This is a genomic window from Mesorhizobium sp. MC2-1-1, assembly GCF_057597255.1.
In genome coordinates this window covers 3,258,322-3,277,869 of the sequence record NZ_CP195205.1, presented here as the reverse complement: position 1 = coordinate 3,277,869, position 19,548 = coordinate 3,258,322, and the positions used below count along the sequence as shown (strand labels likewise).

Sequence of the window (19,548 nt, the reverse complement as noted above, 5' to 3'; positions counted from 1 at the left end):
TCAATCGGCAGCGGGGGCAGCACGCATGACGACGACATTGGCGCTCACACGTCCGCAAAAGGCGGCGGCCATACTGGTGGCCATGGGCAAACCCGCGGCCAGCCGGCTGCTCAAATTCTTCAAACAGGACGAGCTGAAGGCGCTGATCGAGGGCGCGCGCCTGCTGCGCACCATTCCTCAGGCCGATCTGGAGCGCATCGTCGCCGAGTTCGAGGCCGAGTTCACGGAGGGCGCGGGACTGCTCGATTCGGCCGACCGGATGGATACGATCCTCAACGAGTCGCTGTCGCCAGAGGAGATGAGCGCCATCATGGGCGACAGGAAGTTCGAGCCGGTCCCGGATGGACCCGCGCCGATCTGGCCGGACCTCGAAAAGCTCGAACCGGCTCGGCTCGGCTCCTTCCTCTCCGGCGAGCATCCGCAGACGTCGGCCATGGTGCTTTCAAAGCTCGCGCCGCAGACAGCCGCCAATGTGCTCCTCACCATGGGGAAGCCGATGCGCAGCCAGATCATCAAGCGCATGGTGACGATGGCCAACATCCCGGATGCGGCATCTCGCATCGTCGAGAACCAGCTGCGTGTGAGCGTGCTGTCGCAGAAGGCGAGCCGGGACACCACTGCCGGCCAGGAACGCGTGGCCAGCATGCTCAACGAGATGGCGAAGCCCGAACTGGATGAACTCATGCAGGACCTGGAGGACGCCAACACGCCCGATCTCGCCGGCGTCAGGTCGCGGCTGTTCGCCTTCGACGATCTGCCGCTGCTTTCGCAAAAGGCCCGGGTCCTTCTGTTCGACGGCCTGTCGACCGAACTCGTCACGCTGGCTTTGCGCGGTGCGTCGCCGGAACTGACCGAATCGGCGCTGTCGGCGATCGGCGCTCGCTCTCGCCGCATGATCGAATCCGAACTCGGACAGGGATCGGAAGGTATTGCGCTCGCCGACATCATGGGCGCCCGCAAGAATATCTCGATCGCCGCCATCCGGCTGTCGCGCGAAGGGGCTTTCGAGTTGCCTTCGACACAAACCGCCGCCGCCGAAGCCGCCTGACGATAGCTATCGGGTCGGAGCACCATGGCTGAAGCGGTCGATAAGGATTCCAAAACCGAGGAAGCAACAGAAAAGAAGATCCGCGACACGGTCGAACAGGGCAAGCTGCCCCATTCGCGCGAGACCGCGATCTTCGCTTCGTTCCTGGCCATACTGGTCTTCGCCGTCTTCTACGCCAAGGACGCGATCGTCGATCTCGGCATGTTCCTGTCGACCTTCCTGGAAAAGCCGGAAGCATGGCCGATGGACACCGAGACCGACGTCATCTCGCTCTACAAGCAGGTGATGACCGAAATCGGCCGCGCCGTCGTTAGCCTGCTGGTGCTGCTGACGGTTGCCGGGATCGGCGCCTCGGTCTTCCAGAACTTGCCGCAAATCGTCGGCGAACGGATCAGGCCGCAGCTGTCGCGCATCTCGATCGCCAAGGGCTGGAGCCGGATGTTCGGCATGCAGGGGTGGGTCGAATTCCTGAAGTCGCTGGCCAAGCTCGGCTTCGCCATCGCGGTGCTGAGTTTCACGCTGTCGCAAGACCACCGCAAGCTGCTCGCCGGCATGATCACCAACCCGGCCTCGTTCGGCCTGGTTATCCGGGGGATCTTCGTCGACATCCTTGTGGCGATCGTCTTCGTCATGGGCTTGATCGCGGTTGTCGATATCGTCTGGTCGCGTTTCCACTGGCGGCGCGACCTGCGCATGACAAAGCAGGAAGTCAAGGACGAGCTGAAGCAGTCGGAAGGCGACCCCATCGTCAAGTCGCGGCTGCGCTCGCTGGCGCGCGACCGGGCGCGCAGGCGCATGATGACAGCCGTGCCGCGCGCGACGCTGGTGATCGCCAACCCGACGCATTTCTCGATCGCGCTGAAATATGTGCGCGAGGAGGATTCCGCTCCGATCGTGCTGGCCAAGGGTCAGGATCTGGTGGCGCTCAAGATCCGCGAGATCGCCAGGGAGAACAACATTCCGATCTTCGAGGACGTGGCGCTTGCGCGCTCCATGTACAAGCAAGTTTCGGTTGATAGCGTGATCCCGTCGCAATTCTACCAGGCGGTCGCCGAGTTGGTGCGGATCGTCTATTCGAAGAAGACCGCGCGCAAGGCAACCCAATGAACGGACGCCGCTAATCCATGGACCGGCAACCACACGCCAACTCCCGCGAGCTGATCGTCGCCAGCGTCATCGAACCCGTGGTGGGCGAGCTCAGGCTCATCGACGTTGCCGACTATATCGCCTTCATCCGGCTCGAGCATTTCGCCTGCCTCTCGGATCTGGTGGATTCGGCCGCCGAGCTTTACTTCAGGCCCGGCACGCTGCGGCTCGGCCATGGCGGCGAGGCGCATGTCGACTGGAGCGGCAGTCCGCGCATCGTGCTTGATCTCGAGCTGCGGCCGCGCGGCGTGACGGTCTATTTCCAATTGACGCTGACAGCGGACGGCGCGTCCGTCGTGGTCAACTACGTGTCGTTCGAAAAGCCCGGCGAGACGCCGGAGCACAACACCGCCTTGCTCGAGGGCGCGATTGAAGAAGCCCGCATGCGCAGAACCGAGCCGCTTGCATTTCCGTAATGATTGATCGCGGGCGACCTGCCTCGCGGCAATGCGTTCGAAGCGCCGCGCCAGGCTGTTATTCGATCAGGCCGAGCCGCAGCGCCTTGGCGACCGCCTGGTTGCGGTTTACGGCGTTGAGCTTCTGCGTCGACTGGGTGAGATACTGATTGGCGGTGTGCACAGAGAGCTTCAGGAGCTTGGCGATCTCTTCGCTTGTGTTGCCGTTGGCTGTCAGCTTCAGGCATTCGAGCTCGCGCTTGGAGATCGAACGCGTCCGGCCGGTTTCGCCGGGGCGGATTCGTGCGACCGCTGCGAAGAGCGCAAAGGAGCGCGCGTGGATCTCGCAGAGCGTGTCGTCTGACAGTGCTATCTCTGAGCCCAGGAAGACGACGAGTCCGCATTGGCCGCGGTCGGCATGTACGGGAAGGGCGATGCCGTTGGTGCCGGGCGCCAGCGGCGCGGTCGGCTCGGCCCAGGTGAGCGACTGGAAAATCTGCCGCGATCCGGTGATGCCGTCGTCGGCCCACCAACGCGGCGCCGTCGAGATGCGGCTGTGGCGCACCACATCCTCGCCATTGGCGCCTGAGATGAATTTGGTCGCGACGGCGGTGCTCGGATAGTCGGAATCGAAGCATGCGACGAGGCGAGCGCGTTCAGCCGACGGGCTGACGAAGTAGAGCCCGAAAGCCGAGGCGTTGATATCGACGGCAATCCAGCGGCAACGGCGCACAGCATCCGGAATGGTGGTCGCGTGGTGGGTCTCCGAGCCCAGCGAGAAGGCACCGAAGGGACTGCGCTGATCGTTGAAAAGGGCGGCTGCCGCCTCTTTGACGTGCGCGTGCTTCAAATGATGCCGCTCCTAATCGCCGTCGCGATCGCCATCGCGCGGTTGCTGGCCGCGAATTTCTGGATGGCGTGCGTGATGTAGCTGTTGACGGTGTTCGACGAGACGCCAAGGATGAGTGCCACCTCGTCGGTGGTCTTGCCTTCCGATACCCAGAACAGGCATTCGCGCTCCCGGTCCGACAGCGGGTCCTGCATGGATGCCGCGGCAATCAGTTGCGGGATGCCGGAGAGAGCGTAGCAGCATTTCAACTGCGCCTTCATCAGCGCGGTGAGCTCGATCTTGCCTGGCTCCGCCGCCGAGAAAAGCGCGAACAGGCGCTGGTGGCCGACATAGAGCCGCAGCGAGTAGATCTCGGCGTGGCCGAGCACGTCGAGCAGGCGGGCCTCTTCACCGCTCACCAGCGCGCCGGCGTCGGGCGCGTGCGCCGCCACGAGCGGCTTGGGACGCATGCCAGGCGCCGCCGTCAGCGGTCCCAGCGCCAGGTTGGCGATCAGTCTTTTTCCGATCAGTTCGATGGCATCGAAAATCCAGTTCGAGGAGACGATGCGCGCATCGTTGCGATCCTGGTCATGCACGATGGCGACCAGCATGTAGCTGTCGGCCCCGATATCGGCGGCAAGCTGCATGAAGAAACTTGTGAGATCGCCGCGCGACGTCAGGCGCGGGCCTGAAGCATCTGGTTGGAGAAGCGCGGCGGGACTGCTCATCTTGATTCTTGGATTCTTGCCGGAATCGATCCTTGTGCCCGGTGCTGGCAAAGCCAACGACGGACCCGAAACGCGTCACGTTTACGAAGACACACTCAAGGCGCAAACAGCGCCAACCGCGCCGAATCCTTCCAGGGAACGCGAAACCGTCCGCGTCTGGCGCCGGCCTGGGCCGGAACTTGAGACTTTGGGTGGTCGCCGCGCCCCCCGTGGACCGGCTGATTCGGGTCTAATTTACCCGCAGATGAATCCGACATCAAACGCGATTTGACAAAATCGAATCCGGTGGACTCGCGTCGCGACTCGGCGGCCGATCTTCGCCTTACTTGGCGATGTTTTCAAAGTCGACCTAAGCCGACAATCTCCCGGTCGGGTCGCAATAAAACACGCCCCCGGTTACATCCGGGGGCGTATCTCATCAATCCGATGTACCTAGCGATCCTCGAAACCCGTCAGCACGCCGACGGCGTTGATGCCGATCTCCTCGACCGCGTAGCCGCCTTCCATCACGAACAGCGTCGGCAGGCCGAGTTTGGCAATACGGCGACCGATCTTCGGATAGTCCTCGCTCTTCAGCTTGAACTGGCTGATCGGATCCTTTTCGAAGGTGTCGACTCCGAGCGAGACAATGACTAAGTCGGGAGAATAGGCCGCGAGCCTGACGCAGGCGTCTTCGAGCGATGCGCTCCAGCGGTCCCAGTTGGTGCCGAAGGGCATCGGGTAATTGACGTTGAAGCCTTCGCCTTCGCCCTCGCCGCGCTCGTCGGCATGGCCGAGGAAGAAGGGGTACTCGACCATCGGATCGCCATGCAGATTGAGGACCTGGATGTCGCCGCGGCGATAGAAGATCTCCTGCGTGCCGTTGCCGTGATGGTAGTCGACATCGAGGATCGAAACACGTTTGGCGCCTTGGTCACGGAACCACTGCGCCACGACGGCCGCGTTGTTGATGAAGCAGTAGCCGCCCATGAAGGCAGCACCCGCATGGTGGCCTGGCGGGCGGCAGAGCGCGAAGGCGGCGCGATCGCCGCCCTTGACGAGGGCGGCGGCAGTCAGCGCGACGTCATAGGACGACTTGATCGCGGCCCAGGTGCCTTCGACGAAGGTGGCGCCAGCGTCGAAGGAATAGTAGCCGAGCAAGGCATCGATGCGCTTCGGCGGCACGTCGCCGCGCAGGCCGCGCGTCGGCCAGGTGAAGCCCATCGCAGAACCCTTGAAGCCGGCGGCAATCCATTCCGGCCAGACGGTTGGCAGGAAATCGATATAGTTCGCCTCGTGCACGCGCTTGGCCGCGGCGAGGTCGTGCTCGACCGGCCCGATGATCGGCCCGAGCTTCTCGCTTTCCACCCGCGACCTGATGAATTCGGCTCGAGAAGGCTTCTCGAAACCGGGCACGATCGCCGACGTCACCAGTTCCATCTGCCCGGCATGACCGGCGTGAAGCGGCGAATAGACAGTCTTCATTGAATTCCCCTCGAAGCGTTGGTCAGTCAAGATTGAGATAGGGGCTCACCAGGGCGAGCCACATGGTTTCCACGTCATCCTCGATGAGGTCGAACGTCCTGCGATCTTTCTTCAGCCCGACAAGCCGGCAGACATGTCCTACCTCCATCATCACCACGCCGAGCCGGCTGGCGATCTTTTCGTCGAGAGCCGGGTTCACATGCCGCAGCCACGCGGCATAGAGGGCGATGATCTGCTCGTCATATTCATCCTGGATCGGCCGGAGGTCGGCGTTGCCGGATATCGCCTCGATCACCGGCATCAGGGTCGCGTTCTCGAGATAGATCCTGGACGTATCGATGAAGAGCTTGCGCACTTCCCGGCGAAACTCCTCGCGATTGGCGGGTGGGGCGACCTTGATCCGCTTCGCGATCACCTCGGGAAAAGAGGACAGCCAGCGCCTGGCGAGTTCGAGAAGAATGGCTTCCTTGTTGGGAAAATACTGGTAGACCGAACCGACCGACAGGCCCGCGCGCTGCGCGATGGCGAGGGTCGTAGGCGTCTTGGTTCCCTGTTCTCGAGTCAGGATCAGCGCCGCGTCGAGAATCCGGTCGACCAATTTGCTCGACCGCTGTTGCCGCGGCTGCTTGCGCGGTTCGAGCGCTATCTTGGTCTTGCGGTCGAGACTGCGCTTCACTGCTCGTAGCCCCCCGTTCCCCGCCATGTCCCACCATCGGCGCGCGGCGCCGTCCACAATACATTCTAAACCCGGCGTGTTGACAAACGCGAATAATCAGTCGCATTCTTTATCCACGCTGTCTTCCACGATAACAAGGGGAATTTCGAAGACGGCGCATCGGCATCAGCTTTTGTCCTTGTCGCCATTCGGTGGAACGGCGGCTCGTCGGACATGGCGCTGTCGGTCCCTGGGCAGAATGTGGAGTCGCGATGTCGGTTACGGATGGTGTTGCGGATCTGGTGGTCGTCAACGGCCGTGTGCTGACCATCGACGATGACAATCCCGCCGCCGAGGCTGTTGCCGTCAAGGATGGCGTCATCATCGCCGTTGGGGACCGTGCTTCAATCGAAGAGTTCAAAGGACCCACGACAAAGGTCGTCGATGCCCAGGGCGGCTCCGTGCTGCCGGGCTTCATAGAAGCGCATATGCATCTTTTCGGCGGCGCGGCCGAGCTCGACAATCTGCATCTGGCGGGCGTGCATGGCTTCGACGCGCTGCGCGACGCGATCCACGATTTTGCAGCGAAGCGGCCGGACGCCAGGCTTCTTCTCGGCGCCGGCGTCGACTACGCCATCCTGCCGGAGCCGGTGACGCGCCAGGATCTAGACCGCATCATTCCCGACCGTCCTTTCGCCATGTCGGCCTCCGACCATCACACGATGTGGGCGAACACCAAGGCGCTGGAAGAGGCCGGCCTGCTGCATGGCAGGCAGCTGGGCCAAGGCAACGAGATCGTCATGGGCACGGACGGGCTTGCCGCCGGGGAGTTGCGCGAAGGCGAAGCCTTCGGACCGATCCTCGAACATTACGGGGCAAACCGGACGCGGCTTGGCCTGGAGGGTGCCGAGCCGGCCCCATACCCGTCCGCAGGGGAACTGGCGGCCGACCGGGATCTGATGCATCGCGGCCTGCAATGGTGCGCCAGGCACGGCATCACCTCGATCCAGAACATGGACGGCAACCTCTACCAGCTCGAGCTGCTGGCCGGGCTGGAGGAAGAGGGACGGCTCATCTGCCGGACCAAGATCCCGTTCCACTTCAAGAATTTCATGAAGCTGGACATGCTGGAAAAGGCATCGCGGATGGCCGCGACCTACAAATCGGAATGGCTGTCGTCCGGCATGGTCAAGGTCTTCTATGACGGCGTGCTGGATTCCTGGACTGCGGTGATGGTCGACGACTATGCCGACCGGCCAGGATGGCGCGGCGAACCGCTGTTTTCGCCGGAGCATTTCGCCGAGGTGGCGACCGAGGCTGACCGGCGCGGCCTCCAGATCGCCGTGCATTCGATCGGCGACGGGGCAGTGCGGGCCGTGCTTGATGGGTACGAGACGGCTCAGAAGAAAAACGGCAGGCGCGACAGCCGGCACCGCATCGAGCATATCGAGGTGACTACGGCCTCCGACGTGCCGCGTTTCGCCGAACTTGGCGTTCTGGCTTCGATGCAGCCGGCGCATCCGCCGGGCGCGCTGAACTTCCCGTTGGAGCCCACGCTTTCACGCATCGGTCGCGACAAGTGGCCACTGGCCTATGCCTGGCGCACGCTGAAGAACGCAGGGGCGCGCGTCGTGTTCGCATCGGACTGGCCGGTTTCGCCGGTCGATCCGATCCTGTCCATCCAGGCGGCGGTCATGCGCAAGCCTTGGGCAGAAGGCATGCCGGACCAGAGCTTCTCGCTGCGAGAAGCAATCGAGGGCTACACGGTCGAGGGCGCGTATGCGGAATTCATGGAAGATCGCAAGGGTCGCCTTAAGGCCGGCTATCTGGGGGATATCGTCGTCTTGTCGGCTGATATCGAGGAGACCGCGCCGGAAGCGCTGCATACCGTGCATCCGGTTGCCACCATCTGCGGGGGGAGGATCACCTACCAAGCCTAACGATGGCATAGGAATTGCTTAATTGCATAGGGACTCGGACCGAGTCATCGCTCCGCAGTTGCCAAGCCGCCCGGCTTATGGTGACAATCAGACAGGAACACACCTGCCGCAAAGAGCAGGCTCTCTCAATGGGGTAATCGTGCCGGAACAACCGGGTAAGAACGCGATCGAAGTTCGCGGTGTTCGCAAGGTCTTTGGAACCGGCGAAAATCAGGTAGCCGCTCTCGACACGGTGTCGGTGTCGATCCGCGAGAACGAGTTTTTCACGCTGCTCGGCCCGTCCGGATGCGGCAAGACGACCCTGCTGAGACTGATTGCCGGCTTCGATTTTCCAACCGCCGGAGAGATATTGCTGCACGGCCAGGACATCGCGCCGCTGCCGCCCTTCAAGCGTCCTGTCAACACGGTGTTCCAGAGCTACGCGCTGTTTCCGCACATGACGGTGGCTCACAATATCGGTTTCGGGCTGGAAATGCTCGGCAAGCCGAAAGCGGAGATCGAAGCACGCGTTGCCCAGATGCTGAAGCTGGTCAAGATGGAGGCGTTGAAGGCGCGCCGCACCAGCCAGATCTCCGGTGGTCAGCAGCAGCGCGTGGCGCTGGCCCGGGCACTGGCGCCGCAGCCGAAGGTGCTGCTGCTTGACGAACCCTTGTCGGCGCTGGACTACAAGCTTCGCAAGGAAATGCAGATCGAACTGAAACGCCTGCAGCACGAAACCGGCATCACCTTCATCTTCGTCACCCACGACCAGGAGGAAGCGCTGACGATGTCCGACCGGATCGCGGTGATGTCGGCCGGCAAGATCCTGCAGGTCGGCACGCCACGCGACATCTACGACCGCCCGGCGGAACGCTTCGTCGCCGATTTCATCGGCGAGAGCAATTTCGTCAAGGGCGAGGTGAAGAGCATGGCCGACGGGCGTGCGATCGTCAGGCTCGCGTCGGGCACGGAAATCCCGGCATCGCTGCCGGAAGGTTTTACGCCGTCAGGCGGCATTACCCTCGTGGTGCGGCCCGAGCACGCTCAGATTTGCCCGGCGGAAGCCAACGCTTCGCTCAGCGGCACAGTTGAGAACATTGTCTATCTCGGCACCGATACGCATTTCCATCTCAAACTCGACGACGGCAGCGCCTTCATCGTGCGGCGCCAGAACAGCCGTGGTGGCGGGGAAGCGCTTGCTCCGGGCAGCCGCGTGGGGGTCGTGATCGGCGAGAATGCGGCTCAAGTGCTGAAGGACTAAAGGACCTCCAATCATGGCCAGCGCCGAAGAAATCGCCCGCGCCGCCGACGCCAGGGACATACGTGACCGCTGGTTACTGTCGGCGCCGGCGCTCGTCATAATCCTTCTCGCCGCCATCGGTCCGCTTTTCGTGATGCTGGCCTATTCCTTCATGCTGAAGGGCGACTACGGCGATGTACAGTTCGGCACGTTCTCACTGGACGGATGGACATCGGTCCTGTTCCAGCGTGACATCTTCGACGACACGCTTGGCCTGGCGGACGCGCACCTGACCATCTTCTGGCGTTCGATCAGCCTGTCCTTCTACACCACTGTGCTGACGTTGCTCTTCGGCTTCCCCACGGCCTATTTCATCGCCACGCGACCGCCGAAGACACGAGAGGTCTGGGTTTTCCTCGTCACCATTCCGTTCTGGACAAATCTCCTGATCCGCACCTTCGCCATGCAACAGGTGATCCGTAACGAAGGCCTGGTCAACACGGCGCTTATGGCGCTCGGCATTATCAAGCAACCGCTGCAGATCATGAATACCGACACCGCCATCCTGCTTGGCATGATCTACATCTACCTGCCCCTGATGGTGCTGCCGATCTACGCCTCGATGGAGAAGCTCGACTTCCGGCTGGTCGAGGCCGGATATGATCTTTACGCCGGTCGTTGGCAGGTTCTGCGCCGCATCATCTTCCCGCTGATCAAGCCCGGCGTCATCGCCGGCTCGATCCTGGTCTTCATTCCCTCGCTCGGCGCCTATGTCATTCCGCGTGTGCTGGGCGGGGGCAAGAACATGATGCTCGGCAACCTGATCGAACTGCAGTTCAGCGCCGGTCGCAACTGGCCTCTGGGCGCTGCCATCTCAATCACGCTAATGGCGGTGGTGATGATCGCGCTCCTTGTCTACGTGCGCAACGCTTCCAAGTCGGATGGCTTCCATGGCTAAGCGTTCGTTCGACATACAGGCCCAGCCCGGCTTCGGCCTTATCGCGCTTCTAACCTTCGTCGGGCTGTACCTGCCGATCGCCGCGCTCGTCGCTTATTCATTCAACGCGGCGGATTCGCTATCGCGCTGGGATGGCTTCTCGTTGCGCTGGTTTATTTCAGCATGGCACAATTCGGCCGTGCAGGATGCCTCCGTACGATCGCTCGTGCTGGCGGTGTCGGCCGCCGCGCTGTCGACGATCGTCGCCACCATGGCCGCGCTGGCCACCACCCGCACGCGGCCTTATCCCGGCCTGACCTTCAAATACGCCTTCATCAACCAGCCGCTGATGGTGCCGGAAATCGTCACCGGCGTAGCGCTGCTGATCGTGTTCTCGCGCATCAAGGTCTGGACCGGCTATTCAGGACTCGGATACCTGATCGCCGCGCACACCGCCTTCTGCATCCCGTTCGCCTACCTGCCGATCCGAGCGCGGTTGGAGAACATGGACCTCACTCTGGAGCGCGCCGCCGCCGACCTTTACGCCACGCCTTGGCAAGCCTTCCGTTTCGTGACGTTGCCGCTCTTGAGGCCTGCCATAATCGCCGGTTTCATGCTCGCCTTCGTCATTTCGCTCGACGATGTCGTCATCACCGAATTCGTCAAGTCCGGCGGGCAGGATACGCTTCCCACCTACATGCTCGGCCAGTTGCGGCGCGAAACGAGTCCGGAAATCAATGCGATCGCCACTGTGTTTCTGGCTCTGTCGGTAGTGCTCGTAACCGTCTTTTACTTCGTCAATCGTCGCAAACCATAACCGGACTGGAGAACAGCAATGAAATGGAAGACAACGGCCGCAACGGCGGCACTCGGATTGCTTGCCTTCGTGAGCAGCGCGTATGCGGAAGGCGAACTCAACATCTTTAATTGGGGTGACTACACCAGCCCCGAGATGATCAAGAAGTTCGAGGACACATACAAGGTCAAGGTAACGGTCACGGACTACGATTCCAACGACACTGCGCTCGCCAAGGTGCGCGCCGGCGGTCACGGCTTCGACATCGTGGTGCCTTCGGCCAATTACGTGCCGATCTGGGTGAAGGAAGGGCTGCTGCTCGAGGCGCGGCCCGACCAGATGGAAAACTTCAAGAATGTCGACGAGCGCTGGGTCAATGTTCCTTGGGATCCGGGCCGTCACTATACGGTTCCGTGGCAGTGGGGTCTGACTGGTATCGGCGTCAACACGAAGGTCTACGGCGGCGACATCAACACCTCTGCGATCTTCCTGGATCCGCCGAAGGAATTGGTCGGCAAGATCAACGTTGCGCCGGAAATGAACGACGTGATGTTTGCCGCCATCAAGTATCTGGGTGGCAAATGGTGCACTGACGACAAGGAATTGCTCAAGAAAGTGCGTGACAAGCTGGCCGAGGCAAAGCCGAAATGGTTGGCTATGGACTACAGCGTGACCGAGAAGCTGCCGGCCGGCGACTATTCGGCCGTCTACTACTGGAATGGCGCCATCATGCGCTCGCGCATCAAGAACCCCGATATCAAGTTCGGCTATCCAAAGGAGGGCTTCCCCTACTTCATGGACAGCGTCGCCATCCTGAAAGATGCGAAGAATGTCGAGAACGCAAAGCTGTTCATGAACTTCATCATGGATCCACAGAACGCCGCCATGATCTCCGCCTTCGCTAAATATGCCAATGGCATCAAGGGCTCGACGGCGTTCATGCCCGACGACATGAAGAGTGCGCCCGAACTGGTGGTGCCGCCAGAGTTCGAGAAAGTGGGCGAGTTCATGACCCCTTGCTCGCCCGAGGTGCAGCAAATCTACACGCGCATCTGGACGGATCTTCAGAAGTAGCGGCACACTCCCCTCTTGGGAGATGCGGGACCGGACAAGGGGGCGGCGCCGAATCTGCGCCGCCCCCTGACTCGCCTACCGGCAATGCCTTCAAGACTTCGGGCACTCGGCACTCGAAGCCCATTTGGGCTTTCGTCGGCCGTGCCGATGCCGCTCGTTCGGGTAACGGCAGCACATGCCGCGGCAAGGGAAATTCGCATGCATTCCTATCGCAACTCCGATCCGCGGCCGCCGATCATGCAGGGCTCGCCGCCTAAACTGGTGCCGCCGAGGCTCGATTGGGATCGGCCACCATGGAACCGTTGGGCCTTCCAGCATATTCGCGAATTCCTGCCCACCGTCGAAGTCTGGCGCGGCAACGGCCATCGTCACCGCCTGGAACGCAACGAGGTCGACCTCGACGGCTTGGCCGTCGTTGACAGCACGGGCGCGCCGACGACGCTTGCAGGCTTGCTCGACGAAACCTATGCCGATGGCTTCCTCGTGCTGAAGGACGGGAAGATCGCGTATGAGCGCTATTTCAACGGCATGGACGAGCGCACGCTGCATCTGTCGCAGTCGATGGCGAAATCGGTCACCGGATCGGTCTGCGGCATCCTGGTCGGGCGCGGCCTGATCGATCCGGCGAAGCCGGTGACAGACTATCTGCCCGAACTCGGCGAGACGGGCTGGGCCGGCGCCTTGGTGCAGCACGTGCTCGACATGACTACAGGGGTGCGCTTTTCCGAGGAGTACACCGATCGCTATTCCGAGATCGGCCAGGTCGATGTCGCGACCGGCTGGAAACCTATCCCGCCGGGCAGCGATCCGAATTTCCCGTGGCCGTCGCATCTGTTCGAGTTGATCCTGCGGCTGAAGGACAAGGTGCGGGAGCATGGCGAGGCCTTCGAATACCGCTCGATCGAGACGGATGTGCTGGCCTTCATCATGGAACGGGTGAGCGGCAAGCGCCTGGCGCAGCTCGTCTCGGAAGAGCTCTGGCAGAAGCTCGGCGCCGATGAGAGCGCCTGCTTCACCGTCGACGGCGCCGGCTACGCGCTGGCCGATGGCGGCTTCAACGCTACGCTGCGCGACTACGGCCGTTTCGGGCAATTGATCCTCGACAATGGCGGCGGCGTGATCCCGGCCGACTGGATCGAGGCGACGCGGACCGGCAAGCACGGGCCGAATTTCAGCCCAAGCCTGCCGGACGGCAGCTACCGCAACCAGTTCTGGATCGAGGATTCGCGTTCGCGATCGCTGATGTGCCGCGGCGTGTTCGGCCAACTGATCCATATGAGCTGGGAACACAGGATGGTCGTGGTGAAGCTTTCGACTTATCCGGATTTCCTCAACTCCGCCTATTCGGTGGCGACGCAGAAAGCGGTGCATGCCATCGCCGGAGCGCTGGCCTGAAACCCCAAGATAGCAACCGAGAGAGCATCATGACCGGCAAGACCGCCTTCGAGATCCAATATGGCTTTGCCCGCAAGGATGTGCGGCTCGAAACCTGGCGGCTGGCGCCGTTCAACCGATGGTCGTTCCAGAATGTCGGCGAGCTGGTGCCAAGCGCGCATGTCGCGGCGGCGCCCGGTGGCGAGGAGCAGGCGAAATCCCTGGGGGCCCTACTCGAGGAGAATATCTCGCTCTCTCGCGGCAGCGAAACCGTCGCGAGCTTCCTGAAGCGCTCCGATACGGACGGACTGACGATCCTGAAGGCCGGCAAGCTGGTCGGCGATTGGTCTGCACCGCATATGCAGTTCGGAGCCCGGCACATCGTGTTTTCGATCAGCAAGTCGGTGACGGCGATCCTCGCCGGCATACTGGAAGGCGAAGGGGTGTTCGACCCCGGCGCGCCGGTTACAGAGTACATTCCCGAAGCCAGGGGCTCGGCCTATGGCGACGCGAGCGTGCGCAATGTGCTCGACATGACGGTCAGTCTCGATTTCGAAGAAGACTATCTCGATCCGGAAAGCGTCTTTGCCCTCTATCGTCGCTCGACCTTGTGGAACCCGGGCGGCGGGTCGGAAAGCCTCACGGCTTTCCTGCTGACGCTGCCGCGTCTCGCCGAACCGCACGGGCAGACCTACCGCTACCGATCGCCCAATTCGGACATGCTGGGCATCCTGGTGGAGCGGGCATCTGGCAAACGCGTCAGCGAATTGCTCAGCGAGAAGCTGTGGCTGCCACTGGGTGCCGTAAGCGAAATGGCGGTGACGGTCGACATGGAAGGCACGGCGCGCACCGCCGGCGGCATGTCGATGACGCCGCGCGACCTTGCCCGCATCGGCGAGATGATGCGACAGGGCGGCACCGCCAATGGCCGCCGCGTCGTGCCGGAAGCCTGGGTGCGCGACACGGTCGCCACCGGCGGCAGCCATGAGGCCTGGCAACGCGGCACGATGGCATTTTTGTTCCCGAAGGGGCGCTATCGCAACAAATGGTACCAGACCGGCCGTGACAGCGGCGCCTATTGCGGCATCGGGATCCACGGGCAGTGGATCTACGTCAATCCGAAAACGGAAGTCGTCATCGCCAAGATGTCGTCGCAGCCGGACCCGGTGGACGACAAGCTGGACGAGGATATCGTGGCCTTCCTGGAGACGCTCAGCCGGATAATCTAGGTCGAACCGACTGTGTAGGCTGGAGGCAGGTGAGGGCGTGACAAACGCCCGAGGGTCTTTCTTGTGGACCTCTCATTCTGCTGAACACGGCGCGGTTGGCGCGGCAGGCATCCCGGCCTATGGTCGCCGCTCTTTTCGACAGGAACGAGCATGGCATCGGATATCAAGCGCATCGCAGCAATCATCGCGTCCGAGATCGGCGCGCGGCCGGAGCAGGCCGCGGCGGCAATCGGGCTGCTCGACGAAGGCGCGACAGTCCCGTTCGTGGCGCGTTACCGCAAGGAAGTCACGGGCGGGCTCGACGACACGCAATTGCGCGACCTTTCCGAGCGGCTTGCCTATCTGCGCGAGCTCGATGCGCGGCGCGACACGATCCTCGGCTCGATCCGCGAGCAGGGCAAGCTGACCGCGGAGCTGGAGGCCAAGATCGCCGCGGCCGCCACGAAGGCCGAGCTCGAGGACATTTATCTGCCTTATAAGCCGAAGCGGCGCACCAAGGCCGAGATCGCCAGGGAGCGCGGGCTCGGGCCTCTTGCCGAAGCGATCCTGGCCGACCGGTCAGCGGTGCCGGCCGAGCTTGCGATCGCCTATGTCACGCAAGAGGTTGCCGACGCCAAGGCGGCGCTGGAAGGCGCGCGCGACATCCTGTCGGAACAGTTCGCCGAGAATGCCGATCTGGTCGGCAAGCTGCGCGTCTATATGAAGGAACGCGCCTTCCTGCGCGCAAAAGTCGTCGACGGGAAGCAGGAAGCCGGGGCGAAATTCTCCGACTATTTCGACCATGTCGAGCGCTGGGCGGGCGTGCCCAGCCACCGCGCGCTCGCCATGCTGCGCGGCCGCAATGAAGAGGTGCTGTCACTCGACATCGAGGTCGATGCCGACGATCAATCGCCGGTTAAGCCGGTCGAGCGCATGATCGCCAATGCCTATGCGATCGGCGGCAGCCTGCCGGGCGATAAATGGCTGATGGAGGTCGCGGGCTGGACCTGGCGGATCAAGCTGTCACTGCATCTGACGCTCGACCTGATGCGCGACCTGCGCGAGCGGGCCGAGGAGGAGGCGATCCATGTCTTTGCCCGCAACCTGAAGGATCTTTTGCTCGCGGCGCCCGCCGGTTCGCGGCCGACGATGGGGCTCGACCCCGGCATCCGCACCGGCGTCAAGGTGGCGGTGGTCGACGGCACCGGCAAGTTGGTGGCGACGACGACCGTCTATCCGTTCCCGCCGAAGAACGACGTGCGGGGCACGCAGGTGGAGCTTGCAGCCCTTGTCCGCCAGCACAAGGTCGAGCTGATCTCGATCGGCAACGGCACTGGCAGCCGCGAAACGGAGAAGCTGGTTGCCGATATGTTGTCGGACCTGCCTGCGGGCAGCGGGCCGAAGCCGCTCAAGGTGATCGTCAGCGAAGCCGGTGCTTCCGTGTATTCGGCTTCGGCAACGGCGGCGGCGGAATTCCCGGGCCTGGATGTTTCGCTGCGAGGCGCTGTCTCGATCGCCCGGCGCCTGCAGGATCCGCTGGCCGAACTCGTCAAGATCGAGCCGAAATCGATCGGCGTTGGTCAATACCAGCACGATGTCGACCAGTACCGGCTCGGCCGTTCGCTGGAGGCGGTAGTCGAGGATGCGGTGAACGCCGTCGGCGTCGATCTCAACACGGCGTCGGCGCCGCTTTTGGCGCGCGTGTCGGGATTGGGGCCGTCGCTCGCCGAGGCGATCGTCGCGCATCGCGATGCGGCCGGGCCGTTTGCCAGCCGCAAGGACCTGCTCAAGGTGGCGCGGCTGGGGCCGCGCGCGTTCGAGCAAAGCGCCGGCTTCCTGCGCATCCCGAACGGCGCGGAGCCGCTCGATGCGTCATCGGTCCATCCGGAGGCCTATGGCGTGGCGAAGAAAATAGTCGCCGCTTGCGGCCGCGACGTGCGCGCGCTGATGGGCGACAGCGCCGCGCTGAAGGCGCTCGATCCGCGCGTCTTCGTCGACGAGCGCTTCGGCCTGCCGACGGTTCGCGACATCATCGCCGAGCTGGAAAAGCCCGGCCGGGATCCGCGCCCCGGCTTCAAGACGGCGACCTTCGCCGAGGGCGTCGACGACATCAAGGACCTGAAGCCCGGCATGCTGCTCGAGGGCACCGTCACCAATGTCGCGGCCTTTGGCGCCTTCGTCGACATCGGCGTGCACCAGGACGGGCTCGTGCATGTCTCGCAACTGGCCGACCGGTTCATCAAGGACGCGCATGAGGTGGTTAAGGCTGGCGACGTGGTGAAGGTGCGGGTCGTCGATGTAGATATCAAACGCAAGCGCATCGGGCTGTCGATGCGCAAGGATGGCGGCGAGGGCGCGCCTCGCGGTGGACAACGCGATCAAGGCGGCGGCAAGCCGGCGCCGCGCTCGCCCGCGCCGCAGCGTCAGCCGGAAAAGCCTTCGCAAGGTGCTTTCGGCGCGGTGCTCGCCGAGGCGATGAAACGCAAGTAGCTACCACGCGAGCACTGCCGGCTCCTTGCCGATCTGACCCAGCAGCCAGTCACGGAAGCTTGCCACCGGCGGGTGGCCGCGCTTGTCGTGCGGCACGACCAGATAATAGGCGCTGCGGCTCTGCATCGGGGTGCCCGGTGCCGGCACCAACTGGCCACGCTGCAATTCGCCGGCAATCAGGATTTCCGGAAGCAGCGCCATGCCGAGCCCGGCCATGCAGGCCTGGGCGACCGTGCCGAACTGCTCGAACTGCATGCCGGGTCCGGTCGGTGCCTCCAGTCCCTGATGCTCGAACCATTCACTCCAGGCGCCGGGGCGGGTCGCCATGTGCAGCAACGGCAGGCGGTTGATATCGGCCGGCGTGGCGATAGCGCGAGAGGCGAGGAATTCGGGCGAAGCCACAGGCATCACGGTCTCGCGCATCAGAAGCGTGCAATCGGCCTCAGGCCAGTCCGGCGTGCCATGATGGATCGCTGCGTCCAGCCGCTCGCGGGCGAAGTCGAAACGGCCGATGCGTGTGGCGAAGTTGATTGTAATGTCGGGGTGGCGGGCGACGAAATCCGGGATCAGCGGCATCAGCCAGCGTGTGCCGAAGGTCGGCAGGATTGCAACATTGAGGACGCCACTATGCCGATTGCTCATCAATCCGAGTGCGGCGTCGCGCAACTGACCAAGAGCGGCGCGCACCGCTTCGGCGTAGGTCTCGCCTGCGGCCGATAGCCGGACATTGCGGCTGTCGCGCTCGAACAGCCGCCGCCCGAACTGCTCTTCCAGCAGGCTGATCTGCCGGCTGATGGCGCCTTGCGTCAGATCGAGCTCGCGGGCGGCTGCCGTGAACGAGCCGAGGCGCGCCACCGCCTCGAAGGCGGCAAGCGCGGCGGTGTTCGGCAAGAGGCGGCGTTGCATGTTCATGATCCATTACTATCCCTCATTGATCTGTGATGCAATTTCGTTTGATTTTTCCCTGTCGCAGGCGGATAAGCCGGGCACATCAAAAGTCACCGGGAGCGAGGCCATGGCCGCTGAGAAGAACACCTTCGTGTGGAACGATCCTTTCCTGATCGAGGACCAGCTTTCCGAGGATGAGCGCATGGTGCGGGACGGCGCCACCGCCTTCGCCGCTGACAAGCTCGCGCCGCGCATTGAGGAAGCTTACGCCGAGGAGAAGACAGATCCTTCGATTTTCCGCGAGATGGGCGAGGCCGGCCTGCTCGGCATCACCATCCCGGAAGAGTATGGTGGGCTTGGCGCCGGATACGTGACTTACGGCCTGGTGGCGCGCGAGGTCGAGCGCATCGATTCGGGCTATCGCTCGATGATGAGCGTGCAGTCCTCGCTGGTCATGTATCCGATCCACGCCTATGGCTCGGAAGCGCAGCGCAAGAAATACCTGCCGAAGCTCGCATCGGGCGAATGGATCGGCTGCTTCGGCCTCACCGAGCCGGATGCCGGCTCCGATCCAGGCGGCATGAAGACGCGCGCCGAGAAGACGGCGAATGGCTACAAACTCTCCGGCTCCAAGATGTGGATTTCCAACGCGCCGATCGCGGACGTCTTCGTCGTCTGGGCGAAGCTGAAGGGCGATAACGGCAAGGACGAAATCCGCGGCTTCGTGCTGGAGAAGGGCATGAAAGGGCTGTCGGCGCCAAAGATCGGCGGCAAGTTGTCGCTGCGGGCGTCGATCACCGGCGAGGTGGTGCTGGAAGGCGTCGAGGTCGGCGAGGACGCAATGCTGCCCAATGCCCGAGGTCTCGGCGGCCCGTTCGGCTGCTTGAACCGGGCGCGCTACGGCATCTCCTGGGGCGCCATGGGCGCGGCCGAGGATTGCTGGCACCGGGCGCGGCAATACGGGCTCGACCGCAAACAGTTCGGCAAGCCGCTGGCCGGCACGCAGCTCTTCCAGAAGAAGCTCGCCGACATGCAGACCGAGATCGCGCTCGGCCTGCAGGGCTCGTTGCGGGTCGGCCGGCTGATGGACGAAGGCAAGATGGCGCCGGAAATGATCTCCATCGTCAAGCGCAACAATTGCGGCAAGGCGCTCGACATCGCCCGCCAGGCCCGGGACATGCATGGCGGCAACGGCATCCAGATCGGCTACCACGTGATGCGCCACGCGCAGAACCTGGAGACGGTCAACACCTATGAGGGCACGCATGACGTGCACGCGCTGATCCTCGGGCGGGCGCAGACGGGCATCCAGGCATTTTTCTAAGCCGGCAACGCTGCTTAATTTAGGTGCAGCGCA

General features: G+C 63.1%; 17 protein-coding genes. 12 read left to right on the top strand and 5 right to left on the bottom strand.

Annotation, left to right across the window (positions count from 1 at the left end; genetic code table 11):
* The first annotated feature begins 25 nt into the window (after positions 1 to 25).
* The 3 genes from ACR64R_RS16230 to ACR64R_RS16220 are packed head-to-tail and all read left to right on the top strand — an operon-like array spanning position 26 to position 2,610.
* Positions 26 to 1,048, top strand: coding sequence for a flagellar motor switch protein FliG (locus ACR64R_RS16230; RefSeq protein WP_487357359.1), 1,023 nt, complete (start codon positions 26 to 28; stop codon positions 1,046 to 1,048).
* Between the two features lie 24 nt (positions 1,049 to 1,072).
* Positions 1,073 to 2,155, top strand: coding sequence for a flagellar biosynthesis protein FlhB (gene flhB, locus ACR64R_RS16225; RefSeq protein ID WP_487357358.1), 1,083 nt, complete (start codon positions 1,073 to 1,075; stop codon positions 2,153 to 2,155).
* A 17-nt stretch (positions 2,156 to 2,172) separates the two neighbouring features.
* Positions 2,173 to 2,610 carry a hypothetical protein gene (locus ACR64R_RS16220; protein WP_487357357.1) on the top strand — a complete coding sequence of 146 codons (438 nt, stop codon included), beginning with the start codon at positions 2,173 to 2,175 and terminating at the stop codon, positions 2,608 to 2,610.
* A 58-nt stretch (positions 2,611 to 2,668) separates the two neighbouring features.
* Here the strand turns inward: ACR64R_RS16220 and ACR64R_RS16215 are convergent, their stop codons facing one another.
* The 4 genes from ACR64R_RS16215 to ACR64R_RS16200 all read right to left on the bottom strand — a co-directional run bounded on the left by ACR64R_RS16215 (position 2,669) and on the right by ACR64R_RS16200 (position 6,286).
* Positions 2,669 to 3,439, bottom strand: coding sequence for a helix-turn-helix transcriptional regulator (locus ACR64R_RS16215; RefSeq protein WP_487357356.1), 771 nt, complete (start codon positions 3,437 to 3,439; stop codon positions 2,669 to 2,671).
* Positions 3,436 to 4,146, bottom strand: a complete 711-nt coding sequence (locus ACR64R_RS16210; RefSeq protein ID WP_487357355.1) for a helix-turn-helix transcriptional regulator — start codon at positions 4,144 to 4,146, stop codon at positions 3,436 to 3,438. Before ACR64R_RS16210 ends, ACR64R_RS16215 begins: the two co-directional genes overlap by 4 nt.
* Positions 4,147 to 4,578: 432 nt before the next feature.
* Positions 4,579 to 5,610: a histone deacetylase family protein gene (locus tag ACR64R_RS16205; protein WP_487357354.1), complete on the bottom strand. Its 1,032-nt coding sequence runs from the start codon at positions 5,608 to 5,610 to the stop codon at positions 4,579 to 4,581.
* A gap of 22 nt (positions 5,611 to 5,632) precedes the next feature.
* Positions 5,633 to 6,286 (bottom strand): TetR/AcrR family transcriptional regulator, encoded by a 654-nt coding sequence (locus tag ACR64R_RS16200; RefSeq protein WP_487357353.1) that lies wholly within the window; start codon positions 6,284 to 6,286, stop codon positions 5,633 to 5,635.
* Between the two features lie 251 nt (positions 6,287 to 6,537).
* On the opposite strand from ACR64R_RS16200, the gene ACR64R_RS16195 reads away from it, so the two are divergent.
* The 8 genes from ACR64R_RS16195 to ACR64R_RS16160 all read left to right on the top strand — a co-directional run bounded on the left by ACR64R_RS16195 (position 6,538) and on the right by ACR64R_RS16160 (position 17,303).
* On the top strand, positions 6,538 to 8,205 hold the full coding sequence (locus ACR64R_RS16195) for an amidohydrolase (protein WP_487357352.1): 1,668 nt from the start codon (positions 6,538 to 6,540) through the stop codon (positions 8,203 to 8,205).
* 139 nt (positions 8,206 to 8,344) lie between these two features.
* Positions 8,345 to 9,445 (top strand): ABC transporter ATP-binding protein, encoded by a 1,101-nt coding sequence (locus ACR64R_RS16190; protein WP_487357351.1) that lies wholly within the window; start codon positions 8,345 to 8,347, stop codon positions 9,443 to 9,445.
* Positions 9,446 to 9,458: 13 nt separating this feature from the next.
* On the top strand, positions 9,459 to 10,382 hold the full coding sequence (locus ACR64R_RS16185; protein ID WP_487357350.1) for an ABC transporter permease: 924 nt from the start codon (positions 9,459 to 9,461) through the stop codon (positions 10,380 to 10,382).
* Entirely contained in the window at positions 10,375 to 11,178 is an 804-nt protein-coding gene (locus ACR64R_RS16180) for an ABC transporter permease (protein ID WP_487357349.1), read from the top strand. Before ACR64R_RS16185 ends, ACR64R_RS16180 begins: the two co-directional genes overlap by 8 nt.
* Positions 11,179 to 11,196: 18 nt before the next feature.
* Positions 11,197 to 12,231 carry an ABC transporter substrate-binding protein gene (locus ACR64R_RS16175; protein WP_487357348.1) on the top strand — a complete coding sequence of 345 codons (1,035 nt, stop codon included), beginning with the start codon at positions 11,197 to 11,199 and terminating at the stop codon, positions 12,229 to 12,231.
* Positions 12,232 to 12,429: 198 nt separating this feature from the next.
* Positions 12,430 to 13,626: a serine hydrolase domain-containing protein gene (locus tag ACR64R_RS16170; RefSeq protein WP_487357347.1), complete on the top strand. Its 1,197-nt coding sequence runs from the start codon at positions 12,430 to 12,432 to the stop codon at positions 13,624 to 13,626.
* A gap of 29 nt (positions 13,627 to 13,655) precedes the next feature.
* Positions 13,656 to 14,834, top strand: coding sequence for a serine hydrolase domain-containing protein (locus ACR64R_RS16165; protein ID WP_487357346.1), 1,179 nt, complete (start codon positions 13,656 to 13,658; stop codon positions 14,832 to 14,834).
* 150 nt (positions 14,835 to 14,984) lie between these two features.
* The gene (locus ACR64R_RS16160; protein WP_487357345.1) at positions 14,985 to 17,303 is read left to right on the top strand and encodes a Tex family protein; all 2,319 of its coding nucleotides are present in this window, start codon (positions 14,985 to 14,987) and stop codon (positions 17,301 to 17,303) included.
* Here the strand turns inward: ACR64R_RS16160 and ACR64R_RS16155 are convergent, their stop codons facing one another.
* A complete protein-coding gene (locus tag ACR64R_RS16155; protein WP_487357344.1) occupies positions 17,304 to 18,215 on the bottom strand; it encodes a LysR family transcriptional regulator in 912 nt (303 codons plus the stop codon). It abuts the gene before it with no gap.
* 103 nt (positions 18,216 to 18,318) lie between these two features.
* Between ACR64R_RS16155 and ACR64R_RS16150 the strand changes: the two genes are divergently transcribed.
* Positions 18,319 to 19,515, top strand: a complete 1,197-nt coding sequence (locus ACR64R_RS16150; protein WP_487357343.1) for an acyl-CoA dehydrogenase — start codon at positions 18,319 to 18,321, stop codon at positions 19,513 to 19,515.
* The last annotated feature ends 33 nt before the right edge of the window (positions 19,516 to 19,548 follow it).